Origin of the sequence: Leucobacter sp. BZR 635 (assembly GCF_048061935.2) — a bacterium.
Lineage (GTDB): Bacteria > Actinomycetota > Actinomycetes > Actinomycetales > Microbacteriaceae > Leucobacter.
The window spans coordinates 1-20026 of record NZ_JBLUNZ020000013.1 but is presented as its reverse complement, the minus strand read 5'-3'; the positions used below and the strand labels follow the sequence as shown (position 1 = coordinate 20026).

Genomic DNA, 20026 nt, shown 5'->3' with positions numbered 1-20026 from the left:
GCCGTGACAGACATCGACTGGGCGCAGCTGCGCGAGGCCGCCATCGCCGCGCTCCCGCACGCCTACGTGCCGTACTCGAAGTACCCGGTGGGGGCCGCGGCCCTCACCGACACCGGGCGCATCGTCTCCGGTTGCAACGTCGAGAACGCCTCGTACGGGCTCACCCTGTGCGCCGAGTGCGCCCTCGTCGCTGACCTCCACATGGGCGGCGGCGGCAAACTCGTCGCCTTCGTCTGCGTGAACGGTAACGAAGAGACGATTATGCCGTGCGGGCGCTGCCGGCAGCTGCTCTACGAACACTCAGCCGAGGGCATGCTCCTTGAGACCGTGTCTGGCATCCGCACCATCGACGAGGTACTCCCTGACGCCTTCGGGCCGCGCGACCTTGAGCGGGTCGCCGAATAGTTGTATCAGCCGGTGCGCAGGCGCCGGTTCGCCACCACGAAAGGACCTGACAGATGAGTGTCGAGCCGTTTGACGCCGTTGACGTGATTCGCGCCAAGCGCGACGGGGGAGAGGTCCCGGAGCCGGCACTCCGGTGGATGATCGACGCGTTCACGCGCGGCTACGTCTCGGAGGCGCAGATGGCGTCGTTCGCGATGGCGATCTACCAGCGGGGCATGGTGCGCGACGAGATCCGCGTGATGACCGACGCCATGATCAACTCGGGCGAGCGCATGAGCTTCGCCGGGCTCTCGAAGCCCACCGTCGACAAGCACTCGACGGGAGGGGTGGGCGACAAGATCACGCTGCCGCTCGCGCCGCTCGTCGCGTCGTTCGGGGTGGCCGTGCCGCAGCTGTCCGGCCGCGGCCTCGGCCACACTGGCGGCACCCTCGACAAGCTCGAGGCGATCCCCGGCTGGCAGGCGGCGCTCACGAACGAGGCACTGTTCGCGCAGCTCGACGGCGACGTGGGCGCGGTCATTTGCGCTGCGGGATCAGGCCTCGCCCCCTCAGACAAGAAGCTCTACGCGCTGCGCGACGTCACGGGAACGGTCGACTCGATCCCACTCATCGCGTCGAGCATCATGTCGAAGAAGATCGCTGAGGGCACGGGCGCGCTCGTGCTCGACGTGAAGTTCGGTTCGGGCGCCTTCATGCAGGACTACGCGATGGCCCGCGAGCTCGCCGAGACGATGGTGGCGCTCGGCACCGACTCGGGCGTGCGCACCTCTGCGCTGCTCACCGACATGAACGTGCCGCTCGGCCTCGCAATCGGGAACGCGAACGAGGTGCGCGAGTCAGTCGAGATCCTCGCGGGCGGCGGCCCCGCCGACGTGCGCGAACTTACCGTCGCGCTCGCCCGCGAGATGCTTGCCCTCGCGGGTCAGCCCGACGCGAAGGTCGAGGCTGCCTTGAACGACGGCCGCGCGATGGACGTGTGGCGGAAGATGATCGCAGCCCAGGGCGGCGACCCCGACGCGCCGCTGCCCGTCGCGGCCGAAACACACGTCGTCACCGCCCCCACCGCGGGCGTCATGTCCAAGCTCGACGGTCTGCCGTTTGGTATCGCAGCGTGGCGGCTCGGCGCGGGCCGAGCGCGCGCGGAGGATCCGGTGATCCACTCAGCCGGCATCGACCTGCACGCGAAGCCAGGCGACACTGTCACTGCGGGCCAGCCGTTGTTCACGCTCTCGGCCGAAGACGCAGCACGCTTCCCGCGTGCGCTCGAGGCGCTCGAGGGTGCCTGGGAGATCGACGCCGACGCGGCTCCGGGGGCGCACGCCCGCGGTCCGCTCGTGCGCGAACACATCACGGGATGAGGCGCGGCGCGCGCGGCTGACACGCTGTGCGCGCCCCGTTTTGGTTTCCGCGCGGTTACCGGGTAAAGTTATATCTCGGTGCCGCGCCCGCAAGGGAAGCGGAATCAGCCTTTGGGATATGGTGTAATTGGCAACACTACGGTTTCTGGTACCGTCATTCTAGGTTCGAGTCCTGGTATCCCAGCCACAGAAAAGCCCCGGTTTCCGGGGCTTTTCGCGTTTCTTGACACGCAGCTCGTGTGCTCAGGCCTGCTCTCGGCGCGGGCCATGGACGGGCAACTCTTCTGGCGACTTGATTTCGGCGACACGGTAGGCGATGGTGTCGTTATGACTGATCCGGGTCCTGAATCGCCGCCAGCTCGGCGTCCCCGTGGGAGCGCCGTTCAACTTGTGTGCGCGGTGGCGCTCGGTGCCATGGTCGCGGTGTACTGCGGGGTGCTGTTTTTCTCGGGCGCCTGTGCGGGTGCCTCGGTGCTGTGGGATCCGAACGATGCCGGAATGCTCGAGCGCTGGACCTCAGCGCTCGCCGACGCAGCCCAATCGATCGTGCGCCTCGCGCTTGTGGCGGTGGTCATCATGGCCGCGCTTGCGGTGGTAGCGGTCGTTGCAGCCCTGCGCGGCAGCAAGATCTGGTTGAGATTCGGGATCGTCAGCGGCGCAATGCTCCTCGGGACGGTACTGGCAATGGGCTTTGCGTCGGGCAGCTCACTGTCCACAATCGTGAGATTGACTCACGAGCGGATCGGGCCGGTGCATCTTGTCCCAGACACTGGTGGTGCCGGGTTGGAGGCCTTGACGAACGGGGCCAAAGACCCCGCCTTCGAAGCGTTCTCCAGCGAGGACGCTGATCGGGAGATGCGGGTGCTCGTCGAAGCGGCAATGGCCGACTCCGGTGGGCTAGCGGCGACGGTCGAGGTCACCGGCGAGAAGCCCGTTGAATTCGACGCGATGCACCCACCAATCAAGACGCACAGCTGTGCGCCCGCGCAGCCGGAAGGGCTGGGGGAGCAGCTCACGCTCGCGTTTACGCTGCCCAGCGACGATGAGGGACGAGCCAAGCAGCGAGTCCTGGCAGCTTGGGCGCAAGCAGGCTACCTCGAAGCATTGGAAGACGGACAACGTGATAAGTCTGTTGCGACGAAGACGGGGGCGAGCGCCATGTATGCGATTTCAGTCGACGACCGTTTCACCATCGACGGCACGCTCACGATGCAGTTGGAGAGCCGCTGCCTGTGATCGCGGTGATGCCGGCGACCAGAGCGCCGGCTGGGCTATGCACCTCCTGTGGGTGGTGAGAGGCGATGGATGCGTTCTGGCGGATAGGGCACTGCCTAGGCTGGGGGTACACCGACGATAGGACGGCCAACACCATGACTGCAGTTTTTGACGGGGCCCAGGCAGACGAGTCGCGCCCATGGCTGACTTCCTATGCCGAAGGCGTGCGCCCCGAAATTGATCCGGTGAGCCAGACTCTCCCCGAAGCGTTGAAGGCCAGCGCTCAGCGGTTTCCGAACCATGTCGCGCTCGAGTTCTTCGGGCGCACCACGAAGTACAAAGAACTGTACGAGCAAGTTGAACGTGCCGCCCTGGGGCTGCGCAAGCTTGGAGTGAAGGCAGGAGACCGGGTCGCGCTTGTCCTCCCCAATTGCCCGCAGCACGTTGTCGCATTCTATGCGGTGTTGCGACTGGGCGCAGTCGTCGTCGAACACAATCCCCTGTACACCGAACGCGAACTGCGCCATCAGTTTGAGGATCACGAAGCAACGCTCGCGATCGTCTGGGACGTCGCGAGCGAGAAGATCGATCGCCTGCCGGAGGATGTGCGGCCACAGAACATCGTCACCGTGAACATGACTAAAGAAATGCCAACGCTGCAACAGCTCGCTCTTCGGCTGCCAGTTCCGGCGGCTCGTGCCGCGCGAAAGAAGCTCACGGCGCGACCTGCCTCGAGGGCGATGCGGTCGTGGGAGTCGCTGCTGGGGAACCGGCTGCCAAAGCGCGTGGCGGGCCCGAAGCTCGACGACGTTGCTGTGCTGCAGTACACCAGCGGGACAACGGGCAGGCCGAAGGGTGCGATCCTGACCCACGAGAACCTGCGTGCGAATGCGATGCAAGGCCGGGAATGGCTGCCGGGCCTGCGCGAGGGTGACGAGGTGTTCTACGGTGTTCTGCCGCTGTTTCATGCGTACGGGCTGACCCTGTGCCTCACCTTTGCGATGAGTATCGGTGCCCGTTTGGTGTTGTTCCCGACGTTTGACGTCGGCCTCGTGCAGAAGGCTGCGAAGCATTCGCCTCCGACGTTCCTGCCAGGGGTGCCACCTATCTACGACCAGCTGGCGCGCGCGGCAGTTCGCGGGGAGCTCGATCTCTCGACGGTGCGATTCGCGATCTCGGGGGCGATGCCGCTGCCGGTTTCGACAGTGCAGCGCTGGGAAGAGGTCACTGGGGGCCTGCTCGTCGAAGGGTACGGCATGACTGAGGCCTCGCCGGTTGCGCTCGGAAACCCCGCTGGCCCATCCCGTCGGCCCGGGTCCGTTGGCGTCCCGTTTCCGAGCACTGAGATTCGCGTGGTTGACCCCGACAACCCGGCGGTTGAGGTGGGTGTTGGAGAGCCGGGGGAGCTCCTGCTCAGGGGCCCGCAGGTGTTCGCAGGGTACTGGAAGCGCCCGGAAGACACCGCGGAAACCCTGCTGCAAGACGGCTGGCTGCGCACCGGCGACATCGTCACCGTCTCGGCGGACGGGTTTGTGACGGTTGTTGACCGACGGAAGGAGCTGATCATCACCGGCGGCTTCAACGTGTCACCCTCTGAAGTTGAAGAGGTGCTGCTGTCGCACCCCGACATCGCGGACGCGGCGGTCGTGTCACTGCCACGCGGAGATGGGGCCGAGATGGTCGCGGCGGCGATTGTGACCCGGAGCGGTGCGCAACTCGAATCGGAGTCAGTGCGCACTTTCTGCCGCACCAGGCTCACGGCGTACAAGGTCCCCAAGCGGGTTGAGTTCGTCCCTGAGTTGCCACGATCGATGGTCGGAAAGGTGCTGCGACGCGAGGTGCGCGAGCTGCTGCTGACCAAACAGTGACATACGGCCAGAGCGAGAGCCTGTGATCGCGTGTTGGTCGCCGCGGGCGACGACTCGGTGAAAGCTGGGCGCATCAGCTTCGATGAGATCCCCGATGGCCTCGGTCGCCTGCAGCGCGGCGAGGTGAACGGGCGACCCGTCGCCATGCTCGATAACTAAGCAGTGCCGCACGTGTGCCGGCTGCCGGGAATCCGTTCCCGGCAGCCGGCGCTGTCGTGTGGTGGCGTCGTTTCTTGTCCGCTCCTGTAGCTCGCTGAGGGTGGTTTCGAACCTTCGGCCGGTGGGGTGACGTGGATTTCCGAGGATGCGTTCCGACCTCCGTGCCGAGCTCACCCGCTCGAGCGGTTGGCAGTGTGCGTGGTGCCCGGATTGATAGGGGAGAGCTGTGGGGATCAAACATCAGATCTTAGTTAGGTTAGGCTAACCTCAGAAAAGGTAGCCACGGCAACCCCTGCTTCATCTGATGAATGAAAAGGTGGGTTTACCCGCTCGAAGCGGGCCGACTACACGCCAGCTAACGCAAGGAAGTCCCATGCCCCGAACCTCAGTACCGCGCCGCGACCGCACGTTCAGCATCGCCGTCGCGACGCTACTCGCCGCCTCAGCTGTCCTCTCCGGTGGGAGCGCGGCTCAAGCCACCCCGGGCTTGAACGTGGGAACCCACACTGTGTCCGCGAACGTCTACGTTCACGCGAGCGATACTCCTATCGGGCTGAATGCGTACGTGACGAACCCCGCAGCACCGCCGCTGGGATACCCGAGTAGCCCCGTCGTTGGGAACGCGACTCTCGAGGTGCAGCCCGATGGCACTGAGCTGCTCACCGTCCCCCTCGTAAACACCACGTTCGGTGTGCTCAGCTTCCCGGCAGCCTCAGCTGAAGGGGCCGTCAGCGTTGTTGAGACAGGTACCACAGCATGGAAAACCGCATCGGGCGGCCCGAAGACGCGAATCAGTACAGTGACGTTTGACGTGACTGACTTCGCGGGTGGAGCTGCCGTCGCGACGTTCAGCCCGAGCCAAGAGTATGCGAACTTCTTTCTCTACCGCGGTGTCAAGCAGTGGGATCTCAACCTCGTGTGGGACACGACGACAGCCCGTTGAGGCAGTAGTCGAAGTACACACCCCCATCACACAGCCTGAGCCGGCACCCCGGAGCAGCTTCTTCGAAAAGGTTTGACCAGATGCACACCCGCGCACGTAGATCCATGTCGATATCGGCCCTCGCGCTATCCGTGATTCTTGCAGTGGGCACGCCCAGTGCAGCGATCGCCGTCACCGCGGACGGTGCGGCTCCCGAGATCACCCAGCAACCACTGAGCGTGAGTGTTACGGAGGGGATGCCAGCGAGCTTCTCTGTAGGGTTTGACGACAGCGGCGACACATCGGTGCAGTGGGAATCGTCCGCTGACCAGGGGACGCTATGGACGCAGATCGAACCCTCGGACAACGAGACAGCGGATGACCCGACGCTGGTCGTCCCGGCGCCAACCGTGTCGGACGACGGCATCCAATTCCGCGCCCGAGTTGAGGGAGCCGCGGGCAGCGCCACCAGCGAAGCGGCGACGCTCAGCGTTGGGCTGCCAGAGGCTGTTCCCGAGCAGGAGCCCCGAGCCTCCGGCACTGTCGACGACGTGACTGCCGAGGACGGGGGACCGGCTGACTTGGCCCCGACCTCGGCGGGGGATGGCTCTGGCCCTGGGGATTTCCCGGACCCTGGAGATGACGCGGCGACAGGTCCCGGACAAGAGGCAGCGCCGTTCGGGGAGCTGCGAGGAGCTGGGGCGGCCGGTAGGCCAGCACCGGTATCGGCCGCTCGTCTCGCGCCGGGCACTTACACTGCCACGGTGAACCCGTTCGTTGCAGCAGCTGATGCTCCGATCGGTGTGAACGTATACATGGCCGATGCGTCGTTCCCACCGGTCAATCCGCAGAAGCTCAATGCGACCCTTCGCGTTGCTTCGGACGGAACAACCGAGGTGGACGTCCCGTTCACACAAGAAATCTTCACGCTGCAACAGATCAGCAGCAGCGATGAACTGCGCATTACCAACATCGAGCGCGGCGGTTCGATTGCCTGGGCGAACCTTCAACCTGACCCGCGTTACCCAGATCGCATCGTGAACGTCACCGCTGAGCTCGCGCACTCCGGAGGGGAATACACTTTCGGGCCTGCTGTGCAGTATCCCGTTCCACTCGCGACCGAAAAGACTTGGGCGATTCACCTGAGTGTCGACTTCGCTGGCGCGGTGCGCCAACTCAGCGGCGACTTCACACAAACCTATGAGCACACGGCAACGGGTGCCGAGGTGACCGTGTCAGCAGAGGAAGGCGACGGACGCATTCCGCGACTCACGGAAGCGAAGCTGCGCGCGACCACTCCGGCGCCCGATCATGGGGCGATAACGCGAACGCTTGCGCGTGAGTTTCTGAGCGAACCAACCGCGCAGAGCTGGCGGCTCGACCTCCTCGCCGGGGAGGAGTCGATCGATCTCAGCGGTGACATCGCGACGCGTGTGACGCTGCCCACTGACGCTGAATCACCGGTCGTGTTCGCCATCGAAGGTGGCAAAGCGACGAGACTTGAGACTGAGGCGATTGCTGAAGCGAGTGTCACCTTTGCGCCTGATGGCCTCGGGACATTCGCGATTGTCGACGCCGAGGCATCCGTTCCCTGGGCACACACGAAAACCTTCGAGAGTGACTTGGGCACCACGATGACCTATCGGACCACGGGTGAGGCAGATTGGGACTTTCCCGGCATGGACTTCGAATCGCTCGATTCGCTCGGCGCATACTCCTCGTTCCTCGGTGAAGAGACTTCAGCTGCCCGCACGAGTGAAGCAGCAGCGCTGCTACACAAGGCCTTTGAAAACCCGGATGTGCGACTGTTCACCTTCGGACTCGATTTGAGCTACGAAAACGTTCCCGGTGCGACGGTCGCGAAACACTCCTCGTGGCAGTATCCGCTCGGCGGCGGGCTGACGAGTCTGAGTGGCTCGGTGCCTGTGAGCGGGGACGCCGACCGGGTGTATCTCGTCCGTGGCACGGTTGGATCAGGGCTGACGTCAGTAGAACCGTTGGGAGCCGGAAGTGGGTCGCGCTCTGCTGCGTTCACCATCGTTGGGGTCGACACTGACTCGGAATCACCCGCAGCGATGGTGCAGGTCCCGCTCTGGAATGCGGCGACAGGTAAAGATGGTGACATTGATTCCGCGCAAACCTCGGGCACTGAGATCGCCTACGTGCTGGTGGCCAGCGAGAAGCCGAAGCCGATCGCTAAACCGCAGGCTGTCACCGCGCTTCGCTACACCGGGCTTCCGCAACACGGCGTGCTCGACGGAGAGGGATACGAGCTGTCGGTGCGGCCAGTAGCGGCTGACGCGGGGAGCTACGTCGCTCGTGCGACACTGCTGCCCGGGTTCGTGTGGAGCGACGGGAGCATGGCCCCGGTCGATATCGCTTGGGAGATCACGAAGGCGCCACTGACCGCAACGTACGAGGGCGAGACCATAGCCGCGAACGGGCAGCCGAGACTTGCGCTCAGCTACCGCGGCTTTGTCAACGATGAGACTGCGGCGACCGCGGCGGGCTTCGTGAGCCCAGTCATCGCACCGCCGGGTGCCCTCACCGCTGGCGCGCGGTACGAACTCACCCCGGTTGGTGGAAGCGCGACGAACTACCGCTTCAGCTATGTGGGCGGAACGCTGTCCGTGCGAGAGGAAGCGCGCCCCGACGAATGGCTACCCGGGACATATCGAGTCACCGCGAACCTGTTCGTCCCCGCTGCGAAGAACGACATTCTCGGGCTCACCGCGTACATGACGAACCCCAAGAATCCACTTGTCGACCCTCGTGACCCCAACTACGGCATCCCGACCACGCCAGTCCGCGACAACGCCTCGCTCATCGTGGACAAACGCGGCACACGTTCACTCATCGTCGACGTACCGAACCCTGCCTTCACGCTCATGCAGCTCGGCACGCCCTCAGCCGGGGTGGAGCTGGCCGGTGTCGCTCGCGATAACCGAACCTACGGGGCCAACACTGGCGGTCGCATCACGCAGGCAGTGTTCAGCCTGGACAGCACGAAATCGGACTACGTGTTTTCCCGGAGCCGAGTGTATGCGGCACCACTGCAGCTCGACAAAACCTGGGACATTCACCTTGCGGTCGACTACGCCAGCGCCACATGGCTGTCCGCAGACACCAAGGTGAAGATCCCCGGTGGAACCCCGGGCAGCCAAACCGGCTCGGGCAGTGGAGGGCAGCGCCCTAACCCTGGAACCGGCAGCGGTGCTGGGGGCAAGGGTGGCTCCGGTGGCAAGCAGGGCAGCAGGCTCCCTGCGAGCATCGACCCTGGTGCGGTCGCAGACACCCAGCTCGCACCAGGAAGCTACCCGGTGAGTGCAAACATCTGGTTTAGCCGTGCGGACACTGGGCTGCCGCTTGACCCGCACATCACGAGCGGTGCCTTCCCCCCGAAAGACCCTGTCGCAGACAATGCCACGCTGATCGTGTCCCAAGATGGGGCAGCTCGGGTGACAGTCCCCGTAGTGATCCAGGACCGGATTCTTACCGTGCGCAGCATTTCGGGAGGGGGAGTTGTGAGCACCGGCGGCGGGCCCACGGTTTCGAGCGTCACCGTGGACCTAGGCCGCATCGACCCCACCGCGTCAGCGATCGCGCGCGCGATGACTGCGTCGGTGACGATCGGCGACCTCGCGTACAGTATCGGCGGACCAATCTTTGGCGGCACCCGAGAGCACACGTGGCCCGCGGCGTTCGAAGTGAATCTGTCTGGCGTGCCCACTTCCGGCGGCGGAGCGATTCCGAGCGCCATCCAGACTGCGCTCGCCAAGCATGCGGACTCGGCGGATGCGGCGCAAGCGCTCGAAGCGCTCGAAGCGGCACGCCAGGCAAACGAAAAATCGAAGCTCGCAGGGGCTGGCACCGGTTCGTCGTCGCGTTCAGGTCCCGTGACCGCTGATTCGACCGGCGGCCTCGATTCATCGTCGCTGGTGGCGACCGCCATCGGTATCGGGGCGCTCATTGCTCTTGCGGGCGGGGCCACCCTCCTGGCCAGACATCGGCTCCGGATCAGACGCCCACTCGTCGAAGACTAACGAACCCTGCGCCACACTTCACTTTCTCTCACAGTAAGGAATTTCTCATGAATCGCACACCAGCAGTCCTTCCGGAACATGATCGCCCTGTCGCTACCATGGCTGGGCATTGGCTGCTCGCCAAACTGGGCAAACGAGTGCTCCGCCCCGGCGGCCGTGAGCTCACCGAGCGCATGCTCGATGCGGCGCAGATCGCGGGGAGTGACGTCGTCGAACTCGCTCCCGGGCTCGGCCACACTGCGAGCGCGATTGTGAGGCGGCAACCCGGCTCATACCGAGGAGTTGACAGCGACCCAGCGGCGGTCGCTCAGGTAAATCGGAAGCTCGGGCTCGACGGGGCGGTCCTGCAAGCTGACGCGGCCGACACGGGTCTTGAGGGCGGCAGCGCAGACGTCGTGTTCGGTGAAGCTATGCTCACCATGCAGGCTGACCGGTCGAAACGCGACATGATGGCCGAGGCGCTTCGCATACTCCGGCCCGGTGGCCGCTATGTCATTCACGAACTCGGGCTCACCCCTGACGGGCTTCCCGAGGACACCAAGAAGGACATTCAGCGAGCTCTCGCGCAGTCGATCAAGGTGAACGCTCGTCCCCTCACCAACATGGAGTGGCGGGGGCTGCTCGAAGACGTCGGCTTCGAGGTACACGAAGCAACCCACTTCGCGCCGATGAGGCTTCTCCAGCCCAGCCGAATCATAGCCGACGAAGGCTTGGGCGGTGCGGCACGCTTCGCGGGCAACGTCCTGAGGATGCCAGCAGAGCGCAAGCGCGTGCTCGCGATGCGGCGCACATTCGCGCGTCACCGAGACGCACTCATCGCTGTGGGGATCGTGGCGGTCAAGCCCGGCTCATCGACCCATGCTGCCGAGTAACTTCCCCGACGCCGAGCGGCGGTCTTCCCAGACGGTCACCCGCAGGAGATTCCTGGGGGCGCTCGGGGCGCTCACTTCGCTCAACATGCTGACCGCATGCGCAGCCAGGACGCCCCGAGACCCAGCACCGGTGACCGGAGGACCGCCCCGCATCGAAAACCGGCCACTCATGGGAAGTCTCGACCCGGTCGACGTGCGGGTCGGACTCATCCTCGGGCCGCCGTCGATGGGGCTGAGCCAGTTTCTTCTCGCGGCACAGGCGGGGAACACCTACCACTCATTTGAATTCGAGGTGACTGGGATCGACTTCGCAACGCTGGCAGCTCGCTTCAACCGGGGTGAATTTGACATTGTCACGCTCCCCTCGAACATCGGAGCCGTGCTCTACAACAACGACGACATCAATACCGAAGTGCGGGTGATTAACGTCGGCAACCTCGGGGTGCTCTACGTCGCAACCACCGACCCGAACATCACCAGCATGAATGATCTGCGAGGCAGAACTGTCTACTCGATCGGGCAACACGGCACGCCAGAGTTTACGATTGCGACAGTGCTCGACGGATATGGCCTCGGCAACGACGTCGACATGTCGTATCGGGCGACCCCGTTCGAAGTCCTCAACCTGCTCCAGAGCGAGGAGAACTGCGTAGCCGTATTGCCGCAGCCCTTTGTCGAACTCGCCCGCACCATGGTCGACGAACTGTTCACGCCGGTCGACCTCACGGCCGCGTGGGACGAGATGCCGTCGAACACGAATCGATCGCAAGCCGTGACGACCCACACCATCGTGAACCGTGCGTTCCTGGAACAACACGAATCCGCAGTCATCGAATACCTGCAACAAGCGGGATCCTCAGTCGATTTTACTCTCGACAACATTGAGGCCGCGGCTGCGGTGCAGGAGGAACTCGGGACGTTCCTGAACAATGAGGTGGCCGCGGCCGCAATGCCCTTCTGCAGCCTCGTGAGTCTCACAGGTGAAGTGATGCACGATTCGCTCTCGGGATTTCTGTCGGCGATCTACTCGCAAAACCCGGCAGCGGTAGGCGGTTCGCTCCCCGACAACGGGTTCTACTACATGCCCCCAATCGGTGCACTCGAACTGGACCTACCGACGCTCACCGAGAGCGACCGGGTGTCGGCGGGCGCCTCGTGAGAGACACACCCGAGACAGCCACCAGCGGTGCAGCGGGAGCTCGGAACGCGCAGTGGAGTGACGGAGAACTCTTCGCGCTCATGCGCGCACACGCGCCGGCGGGTATTGACCCCTCTGCGATGCTTCCCGTGCTCCGCGAACTCGTCGCGAATGGTACCGATCCGCGCGACCTCGTCGCGGCGATGCAGTCAGCGGGAACGGCGGTTCACCACACAGGCAGCACGACCGCAGGAACTGACCAGGCCAGGGCAGCCGCAGACGCCGCTTCGGCGCAAGGACTCTCGCCCCTCGCCAGCGCGAACAACGTCGAGCGCACCCGCGGCCGGGCACCGGTGGCACGCGGCCGATCCTGGTATCTCCGCAAGACTGCGATTGTGCTGTTTTGGTTGGGTCTGTGGGAGCTCACGGACCAAATCGTCGACAACCGGCTCCTGCTGGCGGGCCCAATCCGCACGTTGGAAGCACTCATCGCCGCGGCCGCCGAACCGGCATTCTGGGGTATCGCCGGGTCGTCCCTCGGGCGTATCGTGCTCGGCTTCTGCGCCGCGCTCGCCGCAGGGATTCTTCTTGCTGTCGTTGGCCACCGCCTGCAGTGGTTCCGTGAACTGCTCGCGCCGCTCATGTCCGTGATCAAGACAGTTCCGGTGGTGTCCTTCATCATCATGCTGCTCATCTGGCTCGGTGGCCAGGCGCTCACCTCTTGGCTCGCGTTTCTTATCGTGTTGCCGCTCGTGTACACGAGCATGCTGACTGGGCTGGGGGCGGTGAGCGTGCTGGATCTTGAGCGGGCTCGGGTCTTCCGTCTCTCCAAGTGGAAGCGCTTCTGGTATCTGTCACGGCCTGCATTCATGCCGTTCCTCACCAACGCATGCAAAGTGGGCGTGGGGATGAGCTGGCGGGCGGGGATCATGGCAGAGCTGTTTGCGACGACCACAGGGTCTATCGGCAAGGAGATGTTTACCGCGAAGACGTTTCTCGATACGCCGACCCTGTTTGCGTGGACGGTGGTTGTCATGGTGTTGAGCGTCCTCTGTGAACGACTAGTGATGCTTGTGCTGCGCTGGTGTTCGCACCCGTGCGGCGGCTGGCTGGGGAAGGAGCAGTGATGATGGGGGACATCCGTGTTGACGGGCTGTCGAAGCGCTTTGGACTACACCAGGTGCTTGATAACGTGAGCTTCCGGCTCGACGCCGGTGGCAGGTATTGCCTCATGGGTCCGTCTGGAGTCGGCAAGACAAGCCTGCTCAGGCTCATGATGGGCCTCGAACAGGCTGATAGCGGTCGTATCTTGGGTGTTGACCCGAGGGCACTCTCGGTGATGTTCCAAGAAGATCGCCTGAGTGAAACACTGAACCCAGTGGAGAACGTCGCGCTCGTTCACCCGGACCGCCGCGTCTCGAAGCCGTGGATTCGTGAGGAGCTCTCTGAACTGTTACCCGAGCGCTCGCTTGCGCAGCCTGTGCGAGAGTTATCTGGCGGTATGCGTCGCCGGGTGTCGCTCGCGTGTGCGGTGCTCACTCCGAGCACACTGATCCTGCTCGATGAACCCTTCACCGGACTCGACTGGGATACGAAACACACAGTCGTTGGGTACCTCAGGTCTCGCACGGCAGGCCGGACGGTGCTTGCCGCGACGCACGGTCGTGACGACGCGGGACTGCTCGACGCACACACGCTCACGCTCTCGTCCAGTGACGGCAAGAAATGAGGAGAGGCATGGCGAACCACGCAGCCGCAACCTATCGCTCCCGCGTATTTGCGGGTATTCCGCGCGAGGAACACGCGGGACTCCTCGAATCAGTCCGTGCGATCACCCAGAGCTATCGGCAGGGAGAGGCCATCATCCGCATCGGGGAACGGATGAGTTTCTTCCCGGTCATGCTTACCGGCGCCGTCCAAGCGACGGTGCCCCGCGGCAGCAACACACAGATCGTCGAGCGGTTCGGTCCGGGGGACTCGTTTGCGGAAGCTGTGGTCATGAGCGACGGCCCCTCGCCGGTGGAAATCGTCGCGCTCACCGACGCCGAGGTTCTGCTCCTCCACCGGGGCCGGCTGCTCGGGGCGAGTCAGCGTGGTGCGGCCCGGTTGCACGCGAACCTCGTGCAGGAGATGTCAAAGAAACTCGTGCACCTCAGCGTGCGTCTGAATCTGCTTGCGGAGCCGAGATTGCGTAACAGGATCCTCATGTCGCTCGAGTCCTTTGGCCGTTCCAGTGAGGGCGAGATTCTCCTCCCGTATTCGCGAGCTGACTGGGCAGACTACCTTGGAGTGAACCCGAAAGCGCTCATGCGTGAACTGCGACGCATGCAAGACGAAACCCTCATTGAGGTTGAACGCAAACGGGTGCGGCTCCTCTAAACGGGCCGCCCCAGCAACAGAAAGAGCACACACGTATGACTGACCACGCGGATGATTTCGATATCCTCGCAACCGGCATCCCGGCGCTTGTCTCCCTCGCACCGACGCGTGAGGGGCGGGTGAGTGTCGGGAGAGTGTTCGACGGCGACCGGCTCCGCGTACGGACACTGAATATCCCGGCCGGTGTCACGCTCGCCGAGCATGTCTCTGGAGTTCCGGTGCTCATCCATGTGGCTTCCGGACGCGTCACTTTGGACATTGGAGGCCACGCGCACGAACTCGGGCAGGGCGCGCTCGCGCGTGCCGCTGGAGATGTCGTGCACGAGGTGCACGCGATCGAGGATGCACAGCTCGTGCTGACGTTCCATCCGGAGGAGTAATCGGGGTGCGTGAGCCGGGGGGCGATCGCCGACCAGGAAGGCTGGCGATCGCCCCCGGCGACACCGGCTACTTGTCGTAGCTGTAGAAGCCCTCGCCGGTCTTGCGGCCGAGCTTGCCCGCCGCAACGTAGGTCTTCAGGAGCTCGCGCGGTGCCTCGGGAAGGTGCGGGTTCTCGTCGGCGTAGTGCTGTTCGATGTCGAGCACGACGTCGAGTCCGACCTGATCCATGAGCGCGAACGGGCCGACCGCGATGCCCATGTTGGCCTGCATGATCGCGTCGACGTCCTCGGGGGTGCTGACGCCAGCGGCGACCACTGCGAGAGATTCGCGTTTGATGGCAGCCCAAATGCGGTTGAAGATGAAGCCCGTGCTTTCGGCGTGCGCGATGAACGGCGCGAGCCCGAAGCGCTTGAGCTCGCCTGCAACGGCTTCGAGGAGGCCCTCGGTCGTGTGGCCGTCGCTCATGAGCTCGACGGCCATGCTCTGCGGGGGCATGGCGAAGTGCATGTTAAAGACGCGCTCCGGGTTCGAGACCTCGTCGATGACGTTGCTCGACGCGTAGGAGGACGAGTTCGTGGCGAGCAACGCGTCTGCGTCAGCGAGCCGGTCCAGTGTGCCGAAGAGCGGGCGCTTGATGTCGAGTCGCTCGGGAACTGCCTCGACGACGAGCCACGCTCCGGGGAGCGCCGACTCGACGTCTGCCACGGCAGTGACGGTTCCGGCCGTTGCCGAGATGCCCTGCGATTCGAGTCGAGCGGTGAGCTCGGGCACGGTTGCCTCGACGTATTCGAGTGCGCCAGTGCGCTGGGCCTCCTGCAGGTCGGCGATCCGTACGTCGGCTCCGCCCGATGCGAATACCGCGGCGATGCGGCGCCCGAGGGTGCCGCCGCCGACGATGACGATCGGCCGCTGTGCTGCGTCTGCTGGAAGTGCGAATTGCATGGGACCCCTCGTTCCTGGTGATGTGCTCACCGTGAGTATTCGATACAGTTTCTACTGAATTCATTATGTATCGAGATTGCGGCGAAGGGGAGGAAATGTCGAAGGTCGAGCCAAAACTCTCAGGTGGCACTGAGCCTCACGAGGGCGCAGCGCCGAAGCGACGAGCCAGAGCGCACACGCGTGCGGCGATCATCGACGCGGCGGAAGCGCTCTTCGCCGAGCATGGCACGCCGAGCGCCTCGATCGACGAAATCTGTGCGCGCGCGGGCTTCACGCGCGGTGCGTTCTACTCAAACTTCCGCACGGTCGACGACGTGTTCTTTGCGCTGTACGAACGGAAAACCGCTGCCCTCATCGAGCGCCTGCGCAGCCACGCGGTGGCGCCTCGACCGGCGGGGCTCGCTGACAGCGAGGCCGGTGGCACGCTCGAGGCGGTCGTCGACGAGTTGCTCGCCGTCATCCCAGCCGACGCCCAGTGGTACGCGCTGCGAGCACTGTATGGCTTGCGCGCGGCGGCGGACCCGGCGCTGAGCGCGGTGCTGCGCGAGCACGGCGAGGCGTTCCAAGCGGGCTTCATTCCCGTGCTCACCCAGATAGCCGATGCGGTTGGCGGGGCGCTGCTGCCCGATGTCGAGGAGGCCGCCAGGGTGGTCACGGCCGCCCATGTCGGGTCGGTGTTGCAGGGAGCATTTGCCGACGATCCTGCCCGACTGCGCCGGGACACAGTGCTTGCTGCGCTCAGCGGAGTACTCAGCCCCGTGCCTCCCGCAGCCGCCCGACCGCCGCGGGAATAGCGCCCGCCACGTCGAGCGCGGTGATCGGGGTGCCCGACGTGGATTGCGGGCCGTGTGGATCGTTCGCCGCGATCCGCGCGGCCGCATCGTGCACGAGCGCAGCCGTAGCACCGAGCTCCGCCAGGAGCGCCGGATTCGCGTGGACCGCGTCAGCGTGGTTCGCCGTGAGCGCGCCGAGGATCCCGGCGAGCACGTCGCCAGTGCCGGCCGCGGCCAGCCAGGGGGTAGCGGGCCCCACACGGAGGATCGTGCCGTCGGGCGCCGCGGCGATCGTGATCGATCCTTTGAGGAGCACCGTCGCGTCGAGGCGCCGCGCAAGGTCTGCGGCCGCGTCCGCGTTCGACGTGGGGCGCGGCGCCTCCAGCGCATTCCAGAGGGCAGCGAACTCACCGGCGTGCGGAGTCAGGATTGCGGGCGCGGTGCGACGGCGCTCGGTCGACCGGACCGCGCCGAGATCGAGCGCGCCGGCATCAATGACCACCGGGTTCCTCTCCGACAGCAGCGCTTCCAATGCGGCCTGCTCGGCAGCCGTCCGCAATCGGGGGTCGGTTCCGCTGCCAATGAGCCACGCGTCGCAGCGCCCTGTCGCCTCGGACACGACGGTCTCCGGGCGTCGGGCGAGGACTGCCGCTGCGGGGGAGGGCAGTCCGAACGCTGGCTCGGCGTCCTCGAGCTGCGGCGAGAACTGGACGAGCCCGATGCCTGTGCGCCATGCGGCCTCGGCGCCGAGCACTGCAGCGCCCGGGTACGCGGCGGACCCGGTGCGTAGGCCGAGCACGCCGCGCGAGTACTTATGGGTGTCACGGCCCGGCGCAGCGAGAAACCCCGCAGCGGCCCCGGCTGTCCACGTCGTCGGTTCTCCCATGACACCCCTCATCTCGCGACGCACCGAAGCAATGAAACGACGGCACGCCTCCAGCGTAACCCGCGACTGTTCTGCACCCTGCCCGGGTATTTCCCAGGCCAATTCGCCCGCGCCATGACACAGTTAACCCTTCACCGCATCCGCTGCCGAACGAAAAGGTCTCCGTGAAGAAGCCCCTGAAAATCACCCTCATCAGTTTGGGCACGGTCGTCGCACTCGTCGGCGTGACACTCGCGACGACATCGATCGCCAACGTGGTGCTCACGAACAAGGAGGTCGCAGACCTCGAACCGTACGGCGAGCTCGTCGAGGTTGACGGGAAGCAGATGAACGTCGCAGTCTTCGGTGAGGGCGAGCAGACGATCGTGCTCACGCCCGGCGCGGGCACGGCGTCTCCCGTCGCCGACTTTGCTCCCGTGATCGCTGGGCTCGAAGACGACTACCGGATTATCGCGGTTGAGCCGTTCGGCTACGGCTTCAGCGATCAGGCCGATACACCCCGCACCACCGACAACATTGTGCGCGAGATCCACGAGGCGGTGTCGGCTGTTGGGGCAGACGAGTACATCCTCATGGGGCATTCGATCACCGGCCTCTACGGCCTGCGCTACGCGAACACCTACCCCGACGAGGTGACCGCGTTCGTTGGCATCGACACCTCAGTTCCCGAGCAGCCGGGCATGGACGAGGTACCTGGCATCATCAAGGCGGGTCCGGCACTCCGCGGCCTCGGCCTGATGCGGGTTGTTACCGCGCTGTCGGGCAGCCCGCTCGAGGGAAACCCGGCGTACTCCGATCTGGATCGCGAGCGCCTCGACGTCTTGACGATGCGCAACTCGATGGCACCCACCTACCTCGACGAGATCAACCACCTCGGCGAGAACTTTGCTGGTGCCGCGGGGGAGACGTTCCCGCGGGAGCTGCCGCTGCTGCTCATGTACCAGGCAAACAACCCTGATTTCCCCACCTGGACCGATATGCATGAGGCGCAGGCCGCGACCGTCGACTACGCGGTGACCCGCGAGGTCGACGCCGATCACTACCTGCACCACACGAAGAGCGACGAGGTTGTTGCGGCGACGAAGGAGTTCCTCGCGGGCCTGCCCGAGTCCGCTCGCGGCTAACCGCGCCCCCGACGGTTCTGGCCGGCTCTTGGCGGCTAGCGGCCGTCGGGGCGGCATCCGGCCCACTGCTGGTCAGTTTGCGCCAGGCGTGAGGGTGCCCGGAGGGGCTGCGTGGCGCACACTGACCAGGACTGCGGGGATCGGCCGGACGGGTGCGCTCTCGGGAGCGCTCCCGCGAGCGTCTCCGGAGCTCGCACTGCGGGGTCGCGCGCGGTACCGTATACCTCATGGACCGTCCGAGCGCACCGCGCAAGATTTCCGACCGAGAGGTCGCCGAGTTTTCGAGCGCCGACCTGCACCGCGAGGGTACCCGCAGCCGCGACTCGCTCGCGATGGACGCCGTCGTGCACGCCTTCGGCCCGGTGTTCGTGATCGAGGCGTCGGGGGGCCCGACCGAGATTGAGCGCAGGCCGCTGCTTCCGGGCACGCCAACCATCGACTTCGTCTTCGTTGAGCGCGGCACGTTCACGTACCTCGAAGACGGGGTCTGGCTCGAGTCCGACGACCCCCTGCTCCTCGCGCCAAGCGGCCTGCCGCTGCGAGTGCGGTTTCTCACGCCGTGGAAGTTTCTGGTCGCCCGCATCCAGCGCGACGTGCTGCTGCCGTTTCTCCCGCGGCTCCCTGACGGCGCGACGGTCTACGGCGACCTCACGCTGCCGGAGCGGGCGATGCGCGCCTACCTCGAGGAGCTCGCCGAGGCACCCGCCCAGGTGAGCCCCGGGGATGCAGCAACCGTGTCGCGCGTGAGCGTGGAGATGGCCGGCGCGCTGCTGCGCCACCGGTTCCCGCTGATGTCGGCCCAGCCGTCGCGGGGCACCGCTGACGTGTGGGGAGACGCGGTCGGGGTGATCGCGCGCGAGTGCAGCCGCCCAGACTTCAACACCGCGGTGCTCGCGGACGAGCTCGGCTGCTCGGTGCGACAGCTGCAGCTCGCGTTCTCGCGGCGTGCGACGAGCGTCGGGGCTGAGCTGCGGCGCGAGCGGGGGCGGATCGCGCGTTCGCTGCTGCAGAATCCCGAGCACGATGGCCTCTCGACCGCTGAAGTGGCGAAGCGCTCCGGGTTTGGATCGTCGTCGACGATGTACCGGGCCCTGCTCGAGCTCTACGGGGTGACCCAGCAGGAGCTCCGGCGAAGGTAGCACGCTTCGGGTGCGGCAGTCGCTACGCTGGGCCTGTGACTGTCGACCCCACCCATCTCTCCACGGCCTCCAAGCGGATCCGCGGCTTCCTGCTCACGAGCGTGCGGCACGCGAGCCGCAGCGTCAGGTCGTGGGACGTCGAGACGCACCGCGAGGACGAGCTCATCTGGTCGACGGCCGGGGTTGCCCGGGTGCGCGCTGGCGACGCGGTGTGGACGGTGCCGGCGCAGCGCGCGGTGTGGATCCCGAGCGGCGTGCCGCACACGATCGAGACCTCTGCCGACTCGCTCTTTTACGCCACGTTTCTTGAGCCTGGCGTCGCGGCCCACCTGCCGCGCGAGGCGATGATTGTCGAGCTCATTCCGGCGGTGCGGGAGCTGCTGCTGCTCAACGCGGAGGTCGACATGCCGACTGAGACGCGG

General features: G+C 65.4%; 19 protein-coding genes and 1 tRNA gene. 18 read left to right on the top strand and 2 right to left on the bottom strand.

Translation table 11 applies throughout. The annotated features are described in order from the left end of the window. Positions 1 to 3 precede the first annotated feature (3 nt). The 14 genes from ACI1US_RS02180 (at position 4) to ACI1US_RS02115 (ending at position 14739) form a co-directional block, all read left to right on the top strand. Positions 4 to 405, top strand: coding sequence for a cytidine deaminase (locus ACI1US_RS02180; protein WP_416549440.1), 402 nt, complete (start codon positions 4 to 6; stop codon positions 403 to 405). A gap of 53 nt (positions 406 to 458) precedes the next feature. Then, the gene (locus ACI1US_RS02175; RefSeq protein ID WP_416549441.1) at positions 459 to 1763 is read left to right on the top strand and encodes a thymidine phosphorylase; all 1305 of its coding nucleotides are present in this window, start codon (positions 459 to 461) and stop codon (positions 1761 to 1763) included. A 112-nt stretch (positions 1764 to 1875) separates the two neighbouring features. Further along, positions 1876 to 1950 (top strand) — tRNA-Gln (locus tag ACI1US_RS02170). A gap of 212 nt (positions 1951 to 2162) precedes the next feature. Continuing rightward, complete coding sequence (locus ACI1US_RS02165; RefSeq protein WP_461637816.1) at positions 2163 to 2999, top strand: hypothetical protein; 837 nt, start codon at positions 2163 to 2165, stop codon at positions 2997 to 2999. Positions 3000 to 3133: 134 nt separating this feature from the next. Next, on the top strand, positions 3134 to 4846 hold the full coding sequence (locus ACI1US_RS02160) for a long-chain-fatty-acid--CoA ligase (RefSeq protein WP_461637814.1): 1713 nt from the start codon (positions 3134 to 3136) through the stop codon (positions 4844 to 4846). A 30-nt stretch (positions 4847 to 4876) separates the two neighbouring features. Then, positions 4877 to 5005, top strand: a complete 129-nt coding sequence (locus ACI1US_RS02155; protein WP_461637813.1) for a hypothetical protein — start codon at positions 4877 to 4879, stop codon at positions 5003 to 5005. Positions 5006 to 5378: 373 nt separating this feature from the next. Continuing rightward, positions 5379 to 5948, top strand: a complete 570-nt coding sequence (locus tag ACI1US_RS02150) for a hypothetical protein (protein WP_461637811.1) — start codon at positions 5379 to 5381, stop codon at positions 5946 to 5948. A 104-nt stretch (positions 5949 to 6052) separates the two neighbouring features. Beyond that, on the top strand, positions 6053 to 9970 hold the full coding sequence (locus ACI1US_RS02145) for an MBG domain-containing protein (RefSeq protein ID WP_461637809.1): 3918 nt from the start codon (positions 6053 to 6055) through the stop codon (positions 9968 to 9970). A gap of 47 nt (positions 9971 to 10017) precedes the next feature. Continuing rightward, the gene (locus ACI1US_RS02140) at positions 10018 to 10842 is read left to right on the top strand and encodes a class I SAM-dependent methyltransferase (RefSeq protein ID WP_461637807.1); all 825 of its coding nucleotides are present in this window, start codon (positions 10018 to 10020) and stop codon (positions 10840 to 10842) included. Then, positions 10829 to 12001, top strand: a complete 1173-nt coding sequence (locus tag ACI1US_RS02135; protein ID WP_461637805.1) for a substrate-binding domain-containing protein — start codon at positions 10829 to 10831, stop codon at positions 11999 to 12001. Before ACI1US_RS02140 ends, ACI1US_RS02135 begins: the two co-directional genes overlap by 14 nt. Then, positions 11998 to 13107 (top strand): ABC transporter permease, encoded by a 1110-nt coding sequence (locus tag ACI1US_RS02130; protein ID WP_461637803.1) that lies wholly within the window; start codon positions 11998 to 12000, stop codon positions 13105 to 13107. The genes ACI1US_RS02135 and ACI1US_RS02130 overlap by 4 nt, the downstream gene beginning before the upstream one ends. Next, positions 13107 to 13709, top strand: a complete 603-nt coding sequence (locus ACI1US_RS02125; protein ID WP_461637801.1) for an ATP-binding cassette domain-containing protein — start codon at positions 13107 to 13109, stop codon at positions 13707 to 13709. The genes ACI1US_RS02130 and ACI1US_RS02125 overlap by 1 nt, the downstream gene beginning before the upstream one ends. An 8-nt stretch (positions 13710 to 13717) precedes the next feature. Then, a complete protein-coding gene (locus tag ACI1US_RS02120) occupies positions 13718 to 14359 on the top strand; it encodes a Crp/Fnr family transcriptional regulator (protein ID WP_059062043.1) in 642 nt (213 codons plus the stop codon). A 35-nt stretch (positions 14360 to 14394) separates the two neighbouring features. Beyond that, a complete protein-coding gene (locus ACI1US_RS02115) occupies positions 14395 to 14739 on the top strand; it encodes a cupin domain-containing protein (protein ID WP_461637799.1) in 345 nt (114 codons plus the stop codon). A 67-nt stretch (positions 14740 to 14806) separates the two neighbouring features. Here the strand turns inward: ACI1US_RS02115 and ACI1US_RS02110 are convergent, their stop codons facing one another. Continuing rightward, on the bottom strand, positions 14807 to 15682 hold the full coding sequence (locus ACI1US_RS02110) for a 3-hydroxyacyl-CoA dehydrogenase family protein (RefSeq protein WP_059062039.1): 876 nt from the start codon (positions 15680 to 15682) through the stop codon (positions 14807 to 14809). A 95-nt stretch (positions 15683 to 15777) separates the two neighbouring features. On the opposite strand from ACI1US_RS02110, the gene ACI1US_RS02105 reads away from it, so the two are divergent. Next, a complete protein-coding gene (locus ACI1US_RS02105; protein ID WP_461637796.1) occupies positions 15778 to 16476 on the top strand; it encodes a TetR/AcrR family transcriptional regulator in 699 nt (232 codons plus the stop codon). Here ACI1US_RS02105 and ACI1US_RS02100 read toward each other — a convergent pair. After that, positions 16433 to 17341 (bottom strand): ADP-dependent NAD(P)H-hydrate dehydratase, encoded by a 909-nt coding sequence (locus ACI1US_RS02100; RefSeq protein WP_461637794.1) that lies wholly within the window; start codon positions 17339 to 17341, stop codon positions 16433 to 16435. The genes ACI1US_RS02105 and ACI1US_RS02100 overlap by 44 nt on opposite strands. Before the next feature lie 164 nt (positions 17342 to 17505). Between ACI1US_RS02100 and ACI1US_RS02095 the strand changes: the two genes are divergently transcribed. The 3 genes from ACI1US_RS02095 to ACI1US_RS02085 all read left to right on the top strand — a co-directional run. Continuing rightward, a complete protein-coding gene (locus ACI1US_RS02095; protein WP_461637792.1) occupies positions 17506 to 18465 on the top strand; it encodes an alpha/beta fold hydrolase in 960 nt (319 codons plus the stop codon). 227 nt (positions 18466 to 18692) lie between these two features. Next, a complete protein-coding gene (locus ACI1US_RS02090; RefSeq protein WP_461637790.1) occupies positions 18693 to 19604 on the top strand; it encodes a helix-turn-helix domain-containing protein in 912 nt (303 codons plus the stop codon). A gap of 35 nt (positions 19605 to 19639) precedes the next feature. After that, positions 19640 to 20026: AraC family ligand binding domain-containing protein (locus ACI1US_RS02085; protein WP_461637788.1), on the top strand; the 387-nt coding region annotated here is incomplete at its 3' end.